This window comes from Streptococcus oralis subsp. oralis (genome assembly GCF_002096595.1).
In the GTDB taxonomy this organism is placed as follows: domain Bacteria; phylum Bacillota; class Bacilli; order Lactobacillales; family Streptococcaceae; genus Streptococcus; species Streptococcus oralis_D.
Genome location: NZ_NCUR01000008.1, coordinates 1 through 22,535 on the forward strand (window position 1 = coordinate 1; position 22,535 = coordinate 22,535).

12 protein-coding genes are annotated in these 22,535 nt (G+C 42.3%); 1 reads left to right on the forward strand and 11 read right to left on the reverse strand.

All coding sequences use genetic code 11. The annotated features are described in order from the left end of the window. The 8 genes from B7714_RS01110 to miaA form a co-directional block, all read right to left on the reverse strand. Positions 1-4,712: SpaA isopeptide-forming pilin-related protein (locus B7714_RS01110; protein WP_084859383.1), on the reverse strand; the 4,712-nt coding region annotated here is incomplete at its 3' end. Positions 4,713-5,176: 464 nt separating this feature from the next. Beyond that, the gene (gene bgaA / locus B7714_RS01115) at positions 5,177-12,412 is read right to left on the reverse strand and encodes an LPXTG-anchored adhesin/beta-galactosidase BgaA (RefSeq protein ID WP_084859385.1); all 7,236 of its coding nucleotides are present in this window, start codon (positions 12,410-12,412) and stop codon (positions 5,177-5,179) included. Between the two features lie 250 nt (positions 12,413-12,662). Further along, positions 12,663-13,418, reverse strand: a complete 756-nt coding sequence (locus B7714_RS01120) for an SDR family NAD(P)-dependent oxidoreductase (protein ID WP_084859386.1) — start codon at positions 13,416-13,418, stop codon at positions 12,663-12,665. A 28-nt stretch (positions 13,419-13,446) separates the two neighbouring features. Then, on the reverse strand, positions 13,447-13,938 hold the full coding sequence (locus B7714_RS01125; protein ID WP_084859389.1) for a DUF7832 domain-containing protein: 492 nt from the start codon (positions 13,936-13,938) through the stop codon (positions 13,447-13,449). Between the two features lie 29 nt (positions 13,939-13,967). After that, a complete protein-coding gene (gene rnz, locus B7714_RS01130; protein WP_084859391.1) occupies positions 13,968-14,897 on the reverse strand; it encodes a ribonuclease Z in 930 nt (309 codons plus the stop codon). Positions 14,898-14,911: 14 nt separating this feature from the next. Continuing rightward, complete coding sequence (locus B7714_RS01135; protein WP_084859393.1) at positions 14,912-15,535, reverse strand: cystathionine beta-lyase; 624 nt, start codon at positions 15,533-15,535, stop codon at positions 14,912-14,914. After that, positions 15,528-16,766, reverse strand: coding sequence for a GTPase HflX (hflX, locus tag B7714_RS01140; RefSeq protein WP_084859395.1), 1,239 nt, complete (start codon positions 16,764-16,766; stop codon positions 15,528-15,530). The genes B7714_RS01135 and hflX overlap by 8 nt, the downstream gene beginning before the upstream one ends. Continuing rightward, positions 16,759-17,643 carry a tRNA (adenosine(37)-N6)-dimethylallyltransferase MiaA gene (gene miaA / locus B7714_RS01145; protein ID WP_084859397.1) on the reverse strand — a complete coding sequence of 295 codons (885 nt, stop codon included), beginning with the start codon at positions 17,641-17,643 and terminating at the stop codon, positions 16,759-16,761. The genes hflX and miaA overlap by 8 nt, the downstream gene beginning before the upstream one ends. A 120-nt stretch (positions 17,644-17,763) precedes the next feature. Between miaA and B7714_RS01150 the strand changes: the two genes are divergently transcribed. Further along, positions 17,764-17,934, forward strand: coding sequence for a DUF3042 family protein (locus B7714_RS01150; RefSeq protein WP_084859399.1), 171 nt, complete (start codon positions 17,764-17,766; stop codon positions 17,932-17,934). A 241-nt stretch (positions 17,935-18,175) separates the two neighbouring features. Here the strand turns inward: B7714_RS01150 and B7714_RS01160 are convergent, their stop codons facing one another. From B7714_RS01160 to B7714_RS01170, 3 genes are all read right to left on the reverse strand, one after another. Further along, positions 18,176-19,015, reverse strand: a complete 840-nt coding sequence (locus B7714_RS01160; protein WP_084859401.1) for a thymidylate synthase — start codon at positions 19,013-19,015, stop codon at positions 18,176-18,178. Positions 19,016-19,113: 98 nt separating this feature from the next. Next, positions 19,114-20,073, reverse strand: coding sequence for an ROK family glucokinase (locus tag B7714_RS01165; RefSeq protein ID WP_084859402.1), 960 nt, complete (start codon positions 20,071-20,073; stop codon positions 19,114-19,116). A gap of 103 nt (positions 20,074-20,176) precedes the next feature. Beyond that, positions 20,177-22,528 carry an Ltp family lipoprotein gene (locus B7714_RS01170; RefSeq protein WP_084859403.1) on the reverse strand — a complete coding sequence of 784 codons (2,352 nt, stop codon included), beginning with the start codon at positions 22,526-22,528 and terminating at the stop codon, positions 20,177-20,179. Positions 22,529-22,535: the final 7 nt, after the last annotated feature.

Sequence of the window (22,535 nt, forward strand, 5' to 3'; positions counted from 1 at the left end):
GTAATCTTACGTGGTTGGTCATCATCTTTATCAGTGACAGTTACTTTAGAACCATCAGTTACGACCTTGTTCTCTTCACCCTTAGAGTCTTTTTCACCAACGTTTGTCACTTCCACTGTGCCATCATGTTTGACTTGGAAAGTGATGTCGGTTACTTTGAGATAACCTGTTGGAGCTGCTTCCTCATGGAAGGTGTAAGTTCCTGGGGCCAAGTTCAAGTCTTTAGACTTACCAGCTTCTGAAGTCCAGCTTTCTACAGCTGTGCCTTCTGCCTTGTCGCCTTTGTAGATCTTGATTTGAGCGCCCGCGATTTCTGTTCCACCAAGACTAACCTTGCTGAAGGTAATCTTACGTGGTTGGTCATCGTCTTTGTCGGTTACAGTTACTGTTGGGCCGTTGGTAACGACTTTGTTTTCTTCACCCTTAGAGTCTTTTTCACCAACGTTGGTCACTTCCACTGTGCCATCATGTTTGACTTGGAAAGTGATGTCGGTTACTTTGAGATAACCTGTTGGAGCGGCTTCCTCATGGAAGGTGTAAGTTCCTGGGGCCAAGTTGAGATCTTTAGACTTACCAGCTTCTGAAGTCCAGCTTTCTACAGCTGTGCCTTCAGCCTTATCACCCTTGTAGATCTTGATTTGAGCGCCCGCGATTTCTGTTCCACCAAGGCTAACCTTGCTGAAGGTGATCTTACGTGGGCTATCGTCATCTTTATCAGTGACTTTAATAGTTGAACCATCGGTTACGACTGTATTGTCCTCGCCTTTAGCATCCTTAGTACCAACATTCGTCACTTTAACTGTTCCATCATAGTTAACTTTAAAAGTGATATCCGTCACTTTGAGGTATCCAGTTGGGGCTGCTTCCTCATGGAAGGTGTAAGTACCTGGGGCTAAGCTCAACTCTTTAGACTTACCGGCTTCAGATGTCCAGCTTTCTACGGCTGTACCTTCTGCCTTATCGCCTTTAAAGACCTTGATTTGTGCTCCTGCGATTTCAACCCCACCAAGACTAACCTTGCTGAAGGTAATCTTACGTGGTAGGTCATCGTCTTTGTCGGTTACAGTTACTGTTGAGCCGTTTGTGGCAACTTTGTTTTCTTCACCCTTAGAGTCTTTTTCACCAACGTTGGTCACTTCCACTGTGCCATCATGTTTGACTTGGAAAGTGATGTCGGTTACTTTGAGATAACCTGTTGGAGCTGCTTCCTCATGGAAGGTGTAAGTTCCTGGGGCCAAGTTCAAGTCTTTAGACTTACCAGCTTCTGAAGTCCAGCTTTCTACGGCTGTGCCTTCTGCCTTGTCGCCCTTGTAGATCTTGATTTGAGCGCCCGCGATTTCTGTTCCACCAAGACTAACCTTACTGAAGGTAATCTTACGTGGTTGGTCATCATCTTTATCAGTGACAGTTACTTTAGAACCATCAGTTACGACCTTGTTCTCTTCACCCTTAGAGTCTTTCTCACCAACGTTGGTCACTTCCACTGTGCCATCATGTTTGACTTGGAAAGTGATGTCGGTTACTTTGAGATAACCTGTTGGAGCTGCTTCCTCATGGAAGGTGTAAGTTCCTGGGGCCAAGTTCAAGTCTTTAGACTTACCAGCTTCTGAAGTCCAGCTTTCTACGGCTGTGCCTTCTGCCTTGTCGCCCTTGTAGATCTTGATTTGAGCGCCCGCGATTTCTGTTCCACCAAGACTAACCTTACTGAAGGTAATCTTACGTGGTTGGTCATCATCTTTATCAGTGACAGTTACTTTAGAACCATCAGTTACGACCTTGTTCTCTTCACCCTTAGAGTCTTTCTCGCCGACATTGGTTACTTCTACTGTTCCGTCAGTTTTCACTTTGAAAGTAATATCTGTTACTTTGAGGTAACCAGTTGGAGCGGCTTCCTCATGGAAGGTGTAAGTACCTGGGGCCAAGCTCAATTCTTTAGACTTACCAGCTTCTGAAGTCCAGCTTTCTACAGCTGTGCCTTCTGCCTTGTCGCCCTTGTAGATCTTGATTTGAGCACCTGCGATTTCTGTTCCACCAAGGTTAACTTTACTGAAAGTAATGGCTTTTGGACTATCATCGTCTTTATCCGTTACTGTAACAGTTGAGCCGTTGGTTACGACCTTGTTGTCTTCACCCTTAGAGTCTTTCTCACCAACGTTTGTCACTTCCACTGTGCCGTCAGTTTTGACTTGGAAAGTGATGTCCGTTACTTTGAGGTAACCAGTTGGAGCGGCTTCCTCATGGAAAGTATAAGTACCTGGAGCCAAGTTGAGATCTTTAGACTTACCAGCTTCTGAAGTCCAGCTTTCTACGGCTGTGCCTTCTGCCTTATCGCCCTTGTAGATCTTGATTTGTGCGCCAGCGATTTCTGTTCCACCAAGGCTAACCTTACTGAAGGTAATCTTACGTGGACTATCATCATCTTTATCAGTGACTTTGATTGTTGAACCATCGGTTACGACAGTATTGTCCTCGCCTTTAGCATCCTTAGTACCAACATTCGTCACTTTAACTGTTCCGTCATAGTTAACTTTAAAAGTGATATCCGTTACTTTGAGGTAACCAGTTGGGGCTGCTTCCTCATGGAAGGTGTAAGTACCTGGGGCCAAGCTCAATTCTTTAGACTTACCAGCTTCTGAAGTCCAGCTTTCTACAGCTGTGCCTTCTGCCTTATCGCCTTTGAAGATCTTGATTTGTGCACCTGCGATTTCAACTCCACCAAGACTAATTTTACTGAACGTGATTTTACGAGCTACATCGTCATCTTTATCAGTAACTGTCAGAGTTGAATTTTGGGCTACAACACGATTGTCTTCACCTTTAGAATCTTTTTCACCTACTTTTGTCACTTCAACAGTACCGTTAGGTTTAACTTGGAAAGTGATATCCGTTACTTTGAGGTAACCAGTTGGGGCTGCTTCCTCATGGAAAGTGTAGATGCCTGGTTCAAGATTCAGTTGCTTAGGTTGGTCAGTTGAAGTCCAGCTTTCTACAGCTGTGCCTTCAGCTTTTTCGCCCTTGTAGATCTTAATCTGTGCACCAGCGATTTCATTTCCTCCAAGGTTTACCTTACTGAAGGTAATTGGTTTTGGAGTTGTATCTTCTTTGTCAGTGATTGACAAAACAGAACCAGTTGTTACGACCGTATCTGTTGTACCTTTTTTGACAATTGTAATAGAACCATCAGCATTGACCGTGAAGGTAACATCATCAACATACTGATACCCATCTGGAGCAACGGACTCTGTTAGAGTATAAGTACCGGGAGCTAATTTAATCACTTTAGAAGTATTAGCTTCTGTTGTCCAGTCTGCTACAGGTGGAGCTTCTGGTCTTACACGATCTCCGCTGTAGATTTTAAGTTCGGCACCTGGAATTTCTTTTCCATTTGGATCCACCTTTTTGAAAGTAATCTCTTTTTCAATTGGAGTCTTTGGAGGTGTCTTCTTATTTTCAATTTGACGTTCTACAGATTTGTCTGAGCCAAACTCATCTGGAGAAATTTTAATATCTTCAGTTAATTTGTCATAGCCAAGAGGAGCAGTTACTTCACGAATTGTATAGTTGTCTCGCAACAATTTACCTACACTAGCGTTACCATCAGAATCTGTTGTCAATCGTCCAACAACGGCTTGGTTACGATCACGAATCACTTCAAAAACTGCACCTTGCAGAGGTTGGCCTGCTTCGTCTACCTTATGAATTTTAATGGTGAAAACATATCCTTCTGCAACACCACCTGCAATCTGGTAGGTACGTGTGCTGGTTGATTGTTCATTCTCACTACCATTGTAGCTCATGTTGGCTACGTTCGTGATTTCCTCACCATCGACTAGATCATAATTCGCTTTAGCTCGATACTCGATCATATAACCAAAACCATTAGTATCTCCTAAAGGAAGGGTGAAACCATCACCATTCGCATTTACCACTAGTTGGTTTTTAAAGGTTTCGGTCATATCCTGAGCATTAGTCCATTTCCAGTCTCCGTTATTCCAACTCCAATCTACTTTGTAAATACGAAAAGTATCTGGTAGGAAGGTCATATTTGGAGAAGAGAAAGCATCTTTGATAGTGACATCACTGTAGTTCGCCATATTGCGGTTTACAGTAATGTTATAACGGATTACATTTTTCTCGTCATCCTTGTATTGGAAGGAACTCTTTTCAATTTTAGAGTCGTATTTCCCTGGAGGGCCGTTGTAACGGATTTTCCCTGCAAATAGAACTCTATGTCCTACAGTAATATTGACATCAATGTCTTTTTCTTCTGAAACAACATCATGGTCAACTCGAACATAGACAAAGAATTTCCCCCTAACGCCAGAATTATTCTCAACAAACTTTGTGTAAGTTAGAGTAATCGTTTTGCTAGCTGCATCTAAACGACCAGTAGCTACAAGATTGTTAGAAGCATCTCGTAATTCAATGTCTGAAGAGTTTGAAAATGTAATCTCTGATGGCAATTGAAGTGTTGTTGTATCACCTTCATGCACCGTATTATCTGGCAAAACAAAATCTGCAGTAAGACGGAATTCTTGCCAAATATCCAACCCTTGCGTTAAAGCTTCACCAGATCTGTTTTCAACACCAACACTAGTGATCACATCATTATACTCTGTCGCATGTACTTGCGTCAGAGGGGCAAATGATTGGAGAATAACTCCCAAACAAAGAATAAGGATCTGAATCCAAGATCTTATTTTCTTGTTCATTTAATCTTCCTTTCTTATAATATTCAGTTGTAAATGTACAATGTAATAGTAAACTAAATGATTGTCCCCAACTAATCACCATTCTCCTTTTTCAAGCGAAAATTATTAGCCACATTACATCCACATTTTATCATACTATGAAGAAAAAGGCTAGAACTATCAAGCAAATTTTTATAAAAAAAATCCAATTTTTTCTTACAGGTTGAAATCGACTTTTTCACATCCGTATATTAACCGCTTTGTATCTTTTCTTCTCCTATCATCGAAACAAAATCTGGTATATTTTACCGCCATTTTTTAAAAAATAAGTTCATCTCGTTTTCGATACCAGATAGTGTTTTTATCATTTTGGTAATCTGATTTCACAAACGTTAAATTGCTCTAGAGAAAGTACTTCTGCCTATTAAAAAGACCAGGTTTCCCTGGTCTTTTTGAGATACAATTAGAAGAAATACTGATTCATTCTAGTCTTCTTTTTTGCCTTTAGTGGCCACTAGACCTGCACTCAAACCAAGAAGAGCTAAACCTGCTGCTAGAGCTGCTTGACTTTCTGCACTTCCTGTATTTGGTAACTGTTCTTCTTGAGCTTGACTAGCTTCACTTGAGGAGATTTCTTTTGTATCTGCTTTTTCTGATACTTGTGGTTTTGTAGATTCTTGAGGTACTGGTTTAGTTGTTTCACCAGCCGTACCAACTTCTACAATGCGATCTTGAGCCATGACTTTATCATAGCTTTCTTTTTCAGTTCGCTTGCCATTTTCCACTTCGATTAAGTGAACACGGATACCTTTTTGACCTTCTTGGAGAACACGAGTTTGACCCGCTGGAAGCTTATCATTCTTTTGTTCCTGAACCTTGAAATCAATGATTTCTTCTTCTGAGATAAGCTCTGGAAGATTAAGAACGAGATTCTTCACTTCGTCTTCTGGAAGAGAAGTTCCTGGTTTGGTACCAACTTCTACAATACGATCTTGAGCAGCGACTTTATCGTAAGTTTCTTTAAGCTGACGGTTTCCATTTTCTACTTCAATCAAGTGAAGACGGACACCTTGTTTTCCTTCTTGGAGGACACGAGTTTCTCCTAGATACAACTTATCAGACTTACGCTCCTGAACCTTGAAGTCGATGGTTTCTTCTTCGACTATAAGTTCTGGTCTGTTAAGGACAAGATTCTTCACTTCGCCTTCTGGAAGAGAGGTTCCTGGTTTAGTACCAACCAAGACGATGCGGTCTGTCGGAGCCTCTACCACTTCACGGAGTTTTTCTTCCTTACTTCCACTAGGATTAACCGCTGTGAAGATCCGTTCCTTACCAACTCTTCCTTCCTGTTCTACACGAGTTTCTCCTAGATACAGCGTTGAATCCTTTTTCTCAACTGTCTTATAGGCCAAATCTTTTTCAACAAATTCGAGTTTTGGAAGACCTTCTTGTACAGCAGCAACAGTCTTCTCAGAAACTGGTTTTTCCTTAGTCAAGTGGATACGGTATTCCTTGACTTGTTTTCCACTTTCTGAAACAAAGCGAACAAGTACTGGAAGGCTATCGTCTCCGCTATCTACAACTGTTGAAGCCACTTGGTCTGTTTCCTCAACTGAAACTTTTGGACGTTGACCTTTATAGGTGATTTGGTAGTCTTGACGATCTTCAGCGAAATCTGGAAGTTCTTTTCCATCTACAAGAATCTTCGATTGAGTGCTTTCTTGAGGCAATTCGCTTGGAGCAAGGAAGGTCATCTCAATTATCGCAACACCCTTCTTATCCGCTTTGCGCTCCATACGCCATCTCATGGCTTTGGTTTTCACAGCTTTAAAGGTAACGTTAATTTCATCACCGGCTTCAATGTCTTTATCCGCACGATAAGGAACAGCTTCCCAATTTTCTGGATTGTTGAATGGATGGTCTGCGTCGTAGGCTTGGTAGTTTGAATAGTAGGTTGGCACTTCAAACTCTGGACCGACATAGCGTTCTAAAACGAGTTTAGATGGTGCATCCGTACCACTATCTGCAAAGAAGTGAAGTTTGGCTTGAGCAACAGTCCGTTCTACAATCTTACCATTTTCACGGAAGATCACACCCGCTGATACTTCTGGATTAGAAGATGGTGTTGGAGACCAGTTTGTCCAACGACGATTTTCAGAATGATCTCTATCATTGATATAGTCAACACGGTCATGAGAACTGTCGTCAATATCATTAGTTGCTGAGGCAAAGGCTTGGTTACTATTTTCATCATAGTTAGGGTTGTCTGAGAGGGCCTCACCAAGTTTGTCTGTCACTCGTACAGAGAATTCCGCAACGAGGTCGCTACCAAGGACACGGCCTCGAACAGTAAATTGACCTGCTTTTGTCAGATTTTCTGCTGGAACTTCTTCCCATTTAACTGCCAAGTCTTTTGTTTCGTAACCGTCTTTACCTGTGAAGTAAACAGGAACCTTAGTTGGCAATTCAAGCGGTTGCCCTACTTGTAGCAAGCGAGCTTGTTTGACCGCAGCAACTGGTTTACGAGAGAGCAAGTCTTTATTGCTTGTAAAGTGTAGACGGTATTCTCCTAAGATGTCGCCATTTTCAGCTTTCGCGATGACACGGACTGGCTCACCTTCACGAACACTTGGAACAACAGTCGCGAGACCATTGTTGCTAACACTTGCCGTTACTGCAGGAACTTTTCCATCTGCAGACTCAAGGTAGTAGTCTGTCAAATCAGGGTTGAAGTTTGCTAAATCTTTGCCGTCAACTTGGATTCTTGTCTGTCCTTGTTTGGCTGCCGCAACTTGTTTTGCAAAGATTTGTACTTCTGTGATAGAAGTTCCAAGTTTGTTGTCTGCTCTCACCATACGAATACGTACAGCATAGGTTTCAACCTTGTCAAAGCTAAAGTGATTCATTTCTCCAGCCTTTAGTTGAGCTGGGGCTTTGAGATTGCTTACCTCTTTCCAGTTTGCAGGATCGTTAAAGACATGATTTTCAGTTTCTACAAAGCTAGGATTCTTAGGAGTGCTAGGCACTTCTTTACCTACATAGTATTCGATCACATAAGACTTTGGTACACCAACTCCATGGTCTTCGTGGAATCCGACACTTAGATTATCAACAGAGCGTTTGCTCAAAATACCAGAGTCACCAAAGAGAACTCCTACGGATGCGTCTTTCTTACGATTCCAGTTTGTCCAACGGTTAGCTGGTTGGTTATTGTAGGAAATGAGCTTGTCATTAACATTTGAAACTGGGTCGCTTGGATTTGAGTCTGAAGCAAAGGCCAGTGGCAATTCTGAACCGGTCCATTGGTCAGAAATATTTGCTCCCTTCTCAGTTTGAGCAGATACGCGAACATGAAGTTTAGTTGTTAATTGCGTACCTTCTAGACGACCATCAACTGTAAAGACACCTTCCTTAGCGTATTGCTCTGGACGAATCGTATCCCAAGTAACCTTAGCTGATGAAACGTGACCATTTGAATCGTAGGTACGAACACTTTCTGGTAATTGTGGTGCTTCAGCGATTGGTGTTGTCACACTGACTTCTTCAACCGAAACGATACCTTCTACAGAGACTTTAGCACGCGCTTCAAGGTCAAGACCTTCAACTTTACCTAGAACTTCAAATGTTTGATAGGAGTCTAGTTTTTCTTTCGGAACAGCTTGCCAAGTGACTTTATGAGTTTTAGGGAAACCTTTGTCATACTCAACTGTTACTGTTGCTGGAAGGCTTGGTTCTTGATGCAAGTCTGTTACTACATTTACTGGGCGGATAGATTGGGCTACTTTTTTCTCAGTATTGGCCTGGATCGTGAGATCGATTTGACCTGTAGCCCCCTCATATTCTGCTTTGAGAGAGACTGTTCCTGGCTTATGCAACTCAAGCATTCCTTTACGAACCGCGACTTCCCCTTCACCACTTGTAGAGAAGGCCACTTTATCTGCTGGTAAAACTGCTTGTGTTCCGTCTTGATAGTGTGCAAGGACAGACAATTTCACCGTTTGGTCTTCTTTAAGACCGTCAGCTTGCTCTACTTGTAGGCTCAAGTGGTCAATTTTCGGTGCTTCTTCAAGGAATTGAATTGCATAGGTTTGAAGAGGTCCACCATCTTTTGGTTGAACATAGATGCTTGCACGCATGCCGTTTGCTGCACTTGCTTGGACTACAGTAACATCCGCATTTTCAGCACTTGCTACAACTTCTGGCAAGGATGCACCGTAAGCAAGAGTTCGATATTGCATTGGATGTTGACTAGTAAGGTCTGTAACGGCTTCACCACCAACGGTTACAGTTGGTACTACAGGTGCTGCAGCATTGCCTTCTTCTACCACAAGGGTAGCGTGAATAGTCTCACCACCCAGTTGACCAGTCATTTGAATACGTGATCCTGCAACTGACAGTTTAGCTTTATCTGCTTCCGAAATCTCCCACTTATCAACTTCGTATTCTTGTACGCTTCCATCCGTAACAGCAATAGAAACGTATTTGTCAACAGCGCTCAAGTCTGTTCCTGGAGCAACACGCTTAACAGTTGGAAGCTCATTTGCGATTGCTAGAATTTCGACACGGGCCTCAACTTCGCGTCCGTCTGCCATACCTTTAACAGTCACAACTCCTGCTTGGCTCACATCAACTGAAGACCAAGTTACTGGACGTTTTTCACGACTGCCATCACTATAGACAAAAGCGACGGTCTTCGGCATTTTTGGCTCTTTCTCAATAACAGTACGTACTTTTGGTACTTCTGTTCCGAGAACGGTCTTTTCTTGGTCTTCTTTTTTACCAGTAAAGACCGTTACTTGACCAGATTTCAAGAGATCTGAATGGGCTGTTAGAGTGAATTTACCTGCTTGCTCAGTTGATTTAACAATGGCAACCCCTTTACCGTTAAAGGCTCTGCGGATCCAAGAACCATCAGGTTGTGCCTTGTAGCGTTCACGGCTGGCTTGTTCCCCATTATCAACACCAACCAGTTGACCTTGTCCATGCAATTGGAAACGAACCAAATTATTGGCAGTTGGTACCACATTTCCTTCACTATCTACGATTTCGTAGTAGATGTAGGTCAAGTCTTTTCCATCTGCTGCGATTGCGTGTTCTTCCTTGACGAGGCGAACTCCTGCAGGTTGGCCTGCAGTCGTAATCTTATCACGTGCAATTTCGTTTCCAGCTTCATCGCGAGCTACAGCTTCCAAAGTACCTGGTTGATAAGCAACCTTCCACTCAAGATAGAGTTCCTTAGCATTGGCACCTTCTTGGTAGGTACGGCCATCACTGGTTTGTTTTTTGTTGAACTTTTTAACACCGAGAGATTGACCGTTCAAGAACAATTCAACGCTTGCAGCGTTTGAGTAGGCACGAACTGGGATTTTTCCGTCTGAATCTTCAACTTTCGATGCCAATTCTCTATTTTCCCAGTTCCAGTGAGGAAGAAGGTGAACCATTGGTTTCTTCTTGGCAGAAACCCATTGGCTTTGGTAAAGATAAAAGTCATTTTTTGGAATACCGGCTGTATCTACGATACCAAAGTAAGAGCTCTTAACGGGAGTTTGGTTTTGGTTGTGCCATGGTGTAGGTTCACCGATATAGTCCGTACCTGTCCAGATAAACTGTCCAGCATAACCAGCGTTGTCACGGTCAAAGGTCCATGAATCTGTTGCCGTTTTACCCCAGCCAACTCGGTCATTACCATAGTCAGACTGTTCGTAATGACGCTCAGGTCCGTTACTATGTTTCAATTCCTGTTCAGGGCGATAGTAACTTCCACGTGTACGGGTAGCTGAAGATGTTTCCGAACCATAAATCAACCAGTTTGGATGTTTCGCACGAAGTTTCTTGTAGTTGTCTTCTGAATAGTTGAAACCAACTGCATCCAGTTCATTAGCTATTTTCTCATGATCACCACTACCATCACCAAAGCGGAACTTATCTGCTCCCATGGTAACATAACGTGTAGTATCAACATCTTTAATCACTTTTACTAAGCGTTTAACCGTTGCTAGAGAATGAGGTTTACCATCGGCTTCACCGATTTCGTTTCCAATAGACCACATGAAGACAGCTGGGTTATTTTTATCTCTTTCGACCATGGTACGAAGATCGTAGTCAGACCATTTTTCACCTTTTCTAGCTTCTGGGTGAGTAGCGTCTTTTTCAAAGAAACGTCCGTAGTCATATGGTTTCTTGCCACCATACCACGTATCAAAGGCCTCTTCCTGAACCAGCAAACCAAGTTCTGCTGCGATTTGCAAGGTCTGTGGACTTGCAGGGTTATGAGTTGTACGGATGGCGTTAACGCCCATCTCCTTCATTTGTTTGAGACGGCGATATTCTGCTTTATAATTTTCTTCTGCTCCAAGCGCTCCGTGGTCATGGTGCAAGGAAACACCATGGAATTTAATGCGTTCACCATTCAAAGAGAAACCTTCATTTGGAGTCCAATGATAGTAACGGTAACCAAACAAATCTTTCTTAGCATCAACCAATTGACCATCACGGTAAACACGCGTAATCAATTCGTACAAGGCAGGTTTATCATTTAAAACTGTCCAGAGTTTTGGTTGTTCAACTTCTAAAATCGCATCAAGACTTGTTGATTCATGTGCTTTCAAGGTACGGCTCGCTGTACGAACCAAGCCTGTTACAGCCTGACCACCACGTTCAACGATTTGATACTCTGCCACCAGTTCATGGTCTTTATCGTCTGTATTGACAATCTTGCTGGCTACATGAGTTTCAACCTTGCCATGTTGCTGTTGTTCAAGTTTTGGTGTTAAGATGGTTGTCCCATTTTTCTCAACATGAACCTTATCAGTCACTTGCAAGGTTACATCACGGTAGATACCACTACCTGAGTACCAACGGCTACTTGGCTGTTTGTTAACCGCATGGACAGCAATCACATTCTCACGGCCATCTTTGTGGAGGTATTTAGTAATATCGTATGAGAACTGGTTATAACCATTTGGATAATGTCCCACTAACTGGCCATTGACATAGACTTGAGAATCCATGTAGACCCCATCAAAGGTCAAACGAACATTCTTATTGAGATCTTTTTCATCAAGTTTAAAGGTCTTGCGATACCAAGCTTCACCACCATTGAGCTGTCCACCCTCGTTTTGGGCAGGTGACTGATGGTCAAAATCGTTAAAGATACTCCAGTCGTGTGGGAGATCCAATTTTTGCCATGTTGATACGTCTGCATCTGATTTCACAGCTTCTTTAGGATTCGCATTGAGTTTAAAGTGCCAATTTTGATTAAAATTCACTTTTCTATCTTCAATCATTTGATTCACTTCTTCATTTGTCGCAGCTTTCAACTCTTCCTTGACAGGCTTTTCTTGACTTGAAGCTTGAGATTCTACCTTTGGAGCCGTTTCTTCAGGTTTTGGAGACGCTTTCTCCTCTTTTGGAGCTACAGGTTCCTCTTCTTTCACCTCTGGTTTGCTTGCTTCAATTGGAGCAGCTTGACTTTGGTCGACACTTGCAGTATCCTTGTGTTCTGCTACAGCTTGATCTTCTTTTTCCTCCACTGCCGGACTTTCCTCTTTTGCTTGTTCCACAGTGTGAGTAATCGGAGTTTCATCCGCGAAAACTGGTGATTCTCCAATGACACTTCCTCCAAATAGAACCGCGCAGGTTCCAATCATGACAGAGCAAGCTCCTACGGCAAACTTACGAATGCTGTAGACTCTTTTACGATTCCAATGGCCTTTTTCCATAAAATCCTCCTTTGGTAACCGCTTCCATTTATTTGTAAGCGCATTACTTTTTCATAGCCTTTTACCCTTATTTTATAAAATAATATAGGAAATTTCAATACCCTAAACACAAAAAATCATATTTTTGATTGTTTTTTCTAAAATTTGTAGAAGATTCGAAAAAAGTGAATGTAGATTTAGAACAAAAACAAACAAATTTTTGACACTCAGTTCAATATTATAAAAAAGTTCCTTTTGTAAGGAACTCCTTTTACTTATAATTAAAGATTCCCCCTGCCAACTTATCAGCTAGCTTAGGAAATAGGGTATAAAACTTATGGGCTAGGTTCAACAAAACTGGGAGATTGAGTTCCCGTTTGTTTTTTCCTATGGTTTTGACAATCTTTCTAGCGACTACATCCGCTTCTAAGAGAAAGCGGTCAACCGACTTGAGGTAGGTCCCATCTGGGTCTGCCTGGTCAAAAAAGGCAGTACGAATCGGTCCTGGATTGACCGTTGTCACATAGACTCCATAAGGCATGAGTTCGAGGCGTAGAGCATTGGAAAAACCAATAGCCGCAAACTTGGTCGCTGAGTATAGGCTAGACTTAGCTGTTGCAATCAAGCCTGCCATGCTGACAATATTAATGATATGGCCTTTTCCCCTCTCCTTCATACGAGCTGCAAGACGACGAGACAGATTCATCAGGGCAAAGGTATTAACCTCAAACATCTGGTGAATGTCTTGATCAGAGGTCTGGTCGAAATCTGCAAAAATTCCATAGCCAGCATTGTTAATCAAGACATCAATCTTGCCATAACGGAGATAGAGGTCAGCTACCAGAGTTTCAAGGGCCGAGTCATCGGTAATGTCGATTTCTATCAATTCCACATGGGCATGGTTTCCATATAGCTCTAACAGTTTTTCCTTATTTCTACCTAGCAAGATGAGTTGGTCATTTGGCAAGAGTTTGACCATTTCTTGAGCTAAACCACCGCTAGCCCCAGTGATGATGATGGTGCGCATCTCTATTCCTTTCAAAGTGTTGGTCAATTTAATGAAATCTTTTTCCAGCTAAATAATGAGCATAAGCTTGATCAATGACAGGAGCAAACAGATGATAATCCTCCCAGTCACCTAAAAATTCTAAAGGCAAGTCATACAAGTCATTGACTACAAATTCGGAATAATCATCCATATACTGATGTTCATAATAGTCATTTACAAAAGCCTGGAAATCCTTTGTAATATCCATTGTTCCCAGTTTACCATCGCACCAGTCTAAAAGATAATCAACACCCAAAGTTTGCTCGTCTTTTACACTTTGGAATACCATTTCTTCATCAGGTGACATCATTTCTTTGGCATCATGCTGAATAAGCCAAGTAAGGAAAAAACCGATATGATTCGCAGCCCAACGATATATCTCCCGATAATCTTTTTGAGTTAGCTCTTCCTTTTGTAATGAATAGCTGTGCAAGTAATTGGTTAATGCATTCTCAAAATACCAATCCACTTTATCTAATAAACGATTTTCAACAGTCATCTTATTTCCCTCTTAACAAACCTGAAAAATTATAACTCAACCTCTTCCAAGTCTTTGACGACATGGACATTTTCAAAGACACTAGCAGCATCTTTCTTAAGCTGACTAATATCCTTTGATAGGAAGCGGGCACTGATATGGTTGAGCAAGAGGCGTTTGACTCCTGCTTCTGCTGCTACTTGTGCTGCCTGCATATTGGTTGAGTGACCGTGGTTGCGGGCAATCTTCTCATCACCCTTGCCATAAGTGGACTCATGGACAAGGACATCGGCATTGACAGCCAGACGCACACTGACATTGGTTTTTCGGGTATCACCCAGAATAGTGATAATCTTACCTGGACGTGGCGCTGAGATATAGTCAGCAGCTTTGATTTCAGTACCGTCTTCAAGAACAACGTCCTGACCGTTTTTGATTTTTCCAAAAAGCGGGCCAAATGGAACACCAGCAGCCTTGAGTTTTTCAGCATCTAAGGTACCTTCTAAGTCCTTTTGCATGACACGATAGCCAACACAGAAAATAGTGTGGTCCAGCTCCTCTGCATACACCGTGAATTTATCGGTCTCAAGGATTTTCCCTAGAGAATTATGGTCAAACTCATGGAAATGAATTCGGTAAGGCAGACGAGAACCGGACACACGAAGGCTGGTTAAGACAAAGGACTTGATCCCTTGAGGTCCGTAGATGTCCAAATCTGTCTGCTCTTCATTGGCCTGAAAGGCACGGCTAGAGAGAAATCCTGGCAATCCAAAGATATGGTCTCCATGCAAGTGAGTGATAAAGATTTTGCTGACCTTGCGTGGTCGAATCGTGGTTTCCAGAATGCGATTTTGCGTTCCTTCTCCACAGTCAAAGAGCCAGACTTCGTTAATCTCGTCCAAGAGTTTCAGGGCGAGACTTGAAACGTTGCGAGCTTTGGAGGGCTGACCAGCCCCCGTTCCTAAAAATTGAATATCCATTCGATACTTTCTAATTAATCAATATATAACATGGCCGTACGGTTTTCCGATCGGAAATAACACTTGCCATAAAAAGCTCTAGCTTCTTGCAGTAAATCCTCTTGGCTATAGCCTTTGAGACGTTTGCGACCATCAGCTAAACTTTCCAAATCAGTCAAAGCTGTGAGACTTTTTACGCTAACAACTTCCTCGTCCCCGACAGACTTCAAGTAAATCTTTCCAGACTCTTCAAAGACCAACTGATGAGGGAAAATCTGAGCAATTTCAAAGAGCAAGTCAGCTGTGATTGCTTCCTCAGTTTCCGAGAAAATCCGTCCAAGACCTTCTTCCTCATAGCAAAAGCCAAAGGATTTGCCAGATAGATTGAGGCGAATAAAAGGCTTATTTTCTAGAGTAAAACTTGGCTCAGCATTGTAGAGGTTCAGTTCATGACTGACTTCTGCAAAATAATCAGTCGCAGCTTCAGGACTCTTTTTCTGGTAGAGTTCTGCAAAGTAGGCATTGACGACACTAGGTGGAGGGGTGATGAGAGCCAACTGCTCTTGTTCTGTTTTGCCAGCTAGAAGTTGATCCAGATAGACCTTATCCAGACTTGTATAACCCCCATATTTTAGAGCCAACTGTTTGATATCAGTCATAAAATTCCTCTAACCTCCATTTATTTTTCTCGGAAATATAGCCTGTAATGACTTCACCGTCATCCTGAAAATCGCGATCTTCCAGAATCGCTACACTTTCTAAATCATGAATCTTGTAGGACTTCGAAAATGGCACGCGCAGGGTAAAGACTTCAAAAATCTCCTTGATTTTCTCTAAAAATAAAGCCTGCAACTGCTCACGACTATCCTCAGACTTGGCAGAAATGAGGACATACGGTGTTTGAGTAGGCGTGAAATCCTCCACCAAATCCGCTTTATTATAAAGGGTCAGACGAGGAATATCCTCCATATCCAAGTCTTTCATGATAGACAGAACCGTTTTTTCATGCTCCTCATGATAAGGATTGCTAGCATCAATGACATGAACCAGAAAATCCACATGCTTGCTTTCTTCCAAGGTTGACTTAAAACTGGACACCAATTCAGTCGGCAAATCTTGGATAAAGCCAACCGTATCAGTTAAAGTCACTTGGAGATTGCCTCCCAGATGGATACTCTTTGTCGTCGCATCTAAAGTCGCAAACAGCTCATCTGCTTCATACTGGGTCTTACTGGTCAAGGTGTTCATAATGGTTGATTTCCCAGCATTGGTGTAGCCTATCAAGCCAATCTTAAAGGTACTCGACTCCAGACGTTTTTCTCTAACCGTTGCTCGATTTTTCTCAACGACCTTGAGCTGGCGCTCGATATCCGTGATTTGGTTGCGAACACTACGTCGGTTCAGTTCCAACTGACTTTCACCAGGACCACGGGAACCAATTCCCCCTGCCTGACGGCTGAGCATAATCCCCTGACCAACCAAGCGAGGCAAGAGGTATTTAAGCTGGGCCAAATGCACTTGGAGTTTACCTTCATGGCTTCGAGCTCGCATAGCAAAGATATCCAGAATCAACTGCATACGGTCAATCACCTTGACACCCAGAACTTCTTCTAGATTGACATTTTGCCGTGGAGTCAAGCGATTATTGACGATGACAGTCGTAATCTCTTCTGCTTCCACCATTCGCGCAATCTCTTCCAACTTACCAGAGCCAACAAAAGTCTTGGAATCATATTTTTCACGTTTTTGTCTGTAGCTATCGACTACGACTGCCCCAGCTGTATTAGCCAGACTGGCCAACTCTTCCATGGAGAGGTCAAAATTGTCCATGCCCTGTAATTCCACACCAATTAGCAGGACACGTTCTTCTTTTTTCTCCGTTTCAATCATCTAAAAACTCCTCTATCTGGCTTAGAATACGCTCCTTCACGCCAGACTCTCCTATCTGATAAAAGGTGACCTGCATGCGATTACGGAACCAGGTCAACTGGCGCTTGGCAAAACGACGGGTGGCCTGTTTGAGACTCTCACTAGCTTTCTCAAGAGTCTGCTCTCCACGGAAATATGGAAATAGTTCCTTGTAGCCAATGCCTTTAGCAGCCTGTACGTCTGGATAATGCTCAAACAACCACTTTGCCTCATCCAAAAGCCCAGCCTCAAACATCAGATCCACTCGGCGATTGATACGTTCATAAAGCTGACTACGTTCATCATCCAAGCAGATAATCAGTGGTTCATAAGGACTTTCTTGATTTTCCAAATCCTGACCAAAATGGGCAATTTCCAAGGTGCGCATGGCACGACGACGATTAAACTGGGGAATCTCAAGACCTGCTTGCTCCACCAAATGGGCTAATTCCTCATCTGAATAAGGTTCCAAACTAGCCCGATAAGCTAAAATCTCCTCATGAGGTGTTTCCCCACCTAGATGATAGCCTTCAAGCAAGCTCTGGATATAAAGCCCAGTCCCACCAGCGATAATGGCTAGCTTGCCACGGCTTTGAATATCCTCAATAGCCTTCTTAGCTTCTGAAACAAAATCAAAAGCCGAGTAAGACTCGGTCACCTCTCTGACATCAATCAAATGATGAGGAACAGCTGCTTGCTCCTCTGGGCTAGCCTTGGCCGTCCCAATATCCAACCCTCTGTATACTTGCTGACTGTCACCACTGACGATCTCTCCACCAAAGCGCTTGGCCACTTCGATAGCAAGGGCTGTCTTCCCAACAGCAGTCGGTCCAACAATCACAATTATTTTTGTTTTCATCTTTTTTCCTTGAAAAATTTCCATTTTTTCGTTACTATTATTATATCACAAAAAGGTCGGTCAGAAAAATGCTACCTCTTGAGGAGTCTGGCTGATCGGGAAGATAAAGGAGGAAGACTCATGGCTAAAGGATTCGCTAAAGGTCTTGTAACAGGTGTCGCAGGAACTGTCGCTGCCGTTGCAGGTGCAGTATACGCAATTAAAAAGAAAGTGATTGAGCCAGAAGAGCAAAAAGCAGCTTTCATCAAAGAAAACCGTAAAAAAGCAGCTCGCCGTCGCGTATCACATTAAGCAACAAAAGAAGTTGAGAAATCTCAACTTCTTTTTATTTTCTTTTATACTCAATGAAAATTAAAGAGCAAACTAGGAAGCTAGCCGCAGGTTGCTCAAAGCACTGCTTTGAGGTTGTAGATAGAACTGACGAAGTCAGCTCAAAACACTGTTTTGAGGTTGTGGATAGAACTGACGAAGTCAGTAACCATATCTACGGTAAGGCGACGCTGACGTGGTTTGAAGAGATTTTCGAAGAGTATTAAATAGCTAGGTCAAACTTCAGCTGTGGCTTGACCGGATCATAGTCGACCAACTCAAAGTCCTCCGCTTTGATATCAAAGAAATTAGTCCCATCTGGAACATTCAAGACCAAACGAGGTTGGCAGTTTGACGGCTCACGGCGGAGCAATTCCTCTGCTTGTTCAAACTGATTATCATAGATATGGAGGTTGTTGATAAAATAGAAAAACTTTCCAACCTTCCAGCCAAAATGCTTGGCAATCATCATTTGAAGAGCTACGTACTGCATAGCATTGATGTGGTGGGCCACCAGCATATCATTCGAGCGCTGAGTCAAGGTCGCATCCAGATAGATTTCCCCATCAACGCGACGAACATCAAACATGGTCTGAAAGGCGCATGGAAGGAGGCCGTCCGTCTCCTCAAAAGCCTGGTAATCCCAGAGTGAGATGATATTGCGACGATTCCAAGGATTGGCTTCCAACTGCTTGAGAATCTTATTAATGATATCGTGTTTCTTAACGACCGCCCCGTAGCGCTCACCGATGGTTCCCGTATCTCCCACTTCCCAGTCATTCCAGTAGTGAACATTGTACTTGTCATTGAGAACATCTAGGCTATTAGACTGATCTTGGTAAATCCAGAGTACTTCCTTGATGGCAGATTTGATCGCAATGGGACGCAAGGTTGTGATGGGAAATTCCCCCTTAGCCAAGTCATACTCGGCAAATGCACCCGTTACGTACTTGGAATTAGCAACTGTCCCATTCTTGTACTTGGGACGAGCCTGCTCAGAAAAGACACCGTCTTTGAGGATTCGTTCAATATTCTCTTTAAAAATCGTATCTGCTTTTGTCATTTACTCTCACCTCATTTATTGTCCTAACTAGTATAGCATAAAAAAAGAAAGGAGGAAAATCACTGGCTTTAAAGTAGTGTTTTCCCCTTTTTATTATCTTATTGCAATACAAGTGATGCTGCTCCGATAACTCCAGCGTCATTTCCTAGAGTTGCGAGAGCTAATTTAGTTGATGTGCGTACTTGTGGGAAGGTATTTTCATCATAAACCTTTTGCACGCCTTGGAGAAGGAATTCTCCCGCAGCTGATACTCCACCACCAATAACGATTGTTGAAGGATTGAGGATTGAGCCGATATTGGCACAAGCGATTCCCAAGTAACGTGAGAAGTTACGGTAAACGATCAAGGCAAGGTCGTCTCCTTCTTTTGCAAGGTCAAAGACAGTTTTAGCAGTTACTTCTTCTCCGTCATCAATCAAGCGTTTCAAGGTCGCATCGCCTTCGTATTCATCTGCATATCGACGAGTCAAGTTGACAATCCCTGTTGCAGAAGCAACTGTCTCAAGACAGCCTTTCTTACCACAGGTACATGCGATTGGTTGGTCAAAGTCAACAGTGATGTGGCCAAGCTCACCTGCTGCACCAGCAACACCGTGAAGCAATTTGCCTTCTGCCACGATACCGCCACCAACACCTGTACCAAGTGTCATAAAGACAACGTCCGGTTGGTTGTCACCAGCCCCCATCCAGCGCTCACCAAGAGCAGCTACGTTGGCATCATTATCAATGAAGAATGGAATCCCCAAGGCTTTTTCAATCTTTTCTTTAATCGGTTGAAGGGTTTTCCAGTTGAGGTTATATGCACCGATAACAGTTCCTTTTTCACGGTCAACCACACCAGGTGATCCCATTCCAATGCCTCGGAAATCCTTAGCTGACAATCCAAGCAAGTCCAAACGATGCTGAATAGACTCAATCATATCATCTACAATGTGGCTTCCTTCGTCCAAAATGTTGGTCTTGATAGACCATTTTTCTTGGATTTCTCCTTCTTGAGTTAAAATCGCAAACTTGATAGATGTTCCACCAAGGTCAATCCCAATAATCTTTTGACTCATCGTCTTCTCCTTTTTAATTGAAAATGCTTACAGATATAGTATAACAGAATCGTCTGTTTTGTGCAAAGGTTTGCGTAGCAAAATTACATATAACAATCAATAACTATTTATCCCCTAGTTTTTGAATGGCATAGTTTGCTTCTTCTTTGGTAAATTTTCCAATACTAGGAGAAGTTAGCCTGTCATAAATTTCTGTTTTTGATAAATTTCTATATTTTCGATATTCTCTTGCTCGAACTAATGCATTTTCTTTGTAATCTACGTTCAAGTGATCGATGGCATACTGCGCTGCTGAACTTGAAAAACCATGAGTAACCTGTGATGTTAACTGGTCATAGAGAGCTTTTTTTGACATATGTAAAGACGAATTATAGCTTTTTGCTTTCTTTAAAGCTGCTGAGTATGGATTCCCGTCTGCTGGTTTTGGTTGCCACACACCATCGTATCCTACATAGTAACGGCCACCATCTACCCATTTGTCCCTAGCCATTTCACCATCTGATTCAACATAATAACGGCCACCATCTACCCATTCATTCTTGGCCATCTTACCATCTGATTTATAATAATAGTATCCTACCCATTTATTGCGGGCAGAGCTTCCTTCAGGTGTTAAATCTAGTTTTTGAATTGCATAGTTTGCTTCTTCTTTTGTAAATTTTCCAATACTAGGAGAAGTTAGCCTGTCATAAATTTCCGTTTTTGATAAATTTCTATATTTTCGATATTCTCTTGCTCGAACTAATGCATTTTCTTTGTAATCTACGTTCAAGTGATCGATGGCATACTGCGCTGCTGAACTTGAAAAACCATGAGTAACCTGTGATGTTAACTGGTCATAGAGAGCTTTTTTTGACATATGTAAAGACGAATTATAGCTTTTTGCTTTCTTTAAAGCTGCTGAGTATGGATTCCCGTCTGCTGGTTTTGGTTGCCAGACACCATTGTATCCTACATAATAACGGCCACCATCTACCCATTTGTCCCTAGCCATTTCACCATCTGATTCAACATAATAACGGCCACCATCTACCCATTCATTCTTGGCCATCTTACCATCTGATTTGAGGTAATAATTTCCTACCCATTTGTTGCGAGCGTAGCTGCCTTCTGCTGTTAGATAATAATATGAACCATAGTTTTTATCATAAATCCAGTCACTTTTAACCTTTTTTCCATCAGAATCAACATAATAACGACCACCATCTACCCATTCATTTTTAGCTCTCTTTCCATCTGATTTGAGGTAGTAATTTCCTACCCAGCCAGACTGAACTTTAGATTGTGATTTATCCTGTTTAGGAGTTGTTTCTTTAGCTTTTTCAGCCGGTTTTGGTGCTGGTGTTTTTGGTTTCTCAGCTGGTTTTTGTGCTGGTGTTTTCGGTTTCTCAGCGGGTTTCGGTGCTGGTTTCGGTGCTGGTGTTTTCGGTTTCTCAGCAGGTTTTTGTGCTGGTGTTTTTGGTTTCTCAGCTGGTTTTGGTGCTGGCTTTGGCGCTGGTTTTGGTTGCCACACACCATCGTCTCCTACATAATAACGACCACCATCTACCCATTCATTTTTGGCCATCTTACCATCTGATTTTAGATAGTAATTACCTACCCATTTGTTGCGAGCGTAGCTTCCTTCTGCTGTTAGATAATAATAGGATCCATAGTTTTTGTCATAAATCCACTCAGCTTTAGCCATCTTACCATCTGATTTAAGATAGTAATTGCCTACCCATGTGTTGCGAGCGTAGCTGCCTTCTCCTGTTAAATAATAGTATGACCCATAGTTATTGTCATAAATCCATTCATTTTTAGCTCTTTTCCCGTCTGATTTTAGATAGTAATTACCTACCCATGCGTTTCGAGCGTAGCTACCTTCTGCTGTTAGATAATAATAGGATCCATAGTTTTTATCATAAATCCATTCACTCTTAGCCATTTTACCATCTGATTTAAGATAGTAATTACCTACCCAAGCATTTTGGACATAGTTTCCCGAAGCATTTAGATAGAAATAAGAATTAGCTTTTTTATCAAAAATCCACTTATTAGTAACTTTAGTACCATTTTCATAGTACGATGAGCCTACCCAACCAGACTGAGCTGTAGATTTGGACTTATCCTCTTTAGGACTTGTATTTTTAGGTTTCTCAGCAGGGTTTTGCGCTGGTGTTTTTGGTTTCTCAGCAGGTTTTTGTGCTGGTGTTTTCGGTTTCTCAGCAGGATTTTGCGCTGGTGTTTTTGGTTTCTCAGCAGGATTTTGCGCTGGTGTTTTCGGTTTCTCAGCTTGATTTGGCGCCGAAGTTGTATTCTCTTTTACAACCTTACCATTTTTAGATGCATCCTTTTCTTGAGCTGAAACATGCTGAGCCGAAAAAGGAAAGTCTCCAGTTGTATCTGATAATGCAATAAGTCCCAGTGTTGCAGTTGCTAAGCTGGTTACCAAAATTTTTTTTGATTTTTTCATAAAAATC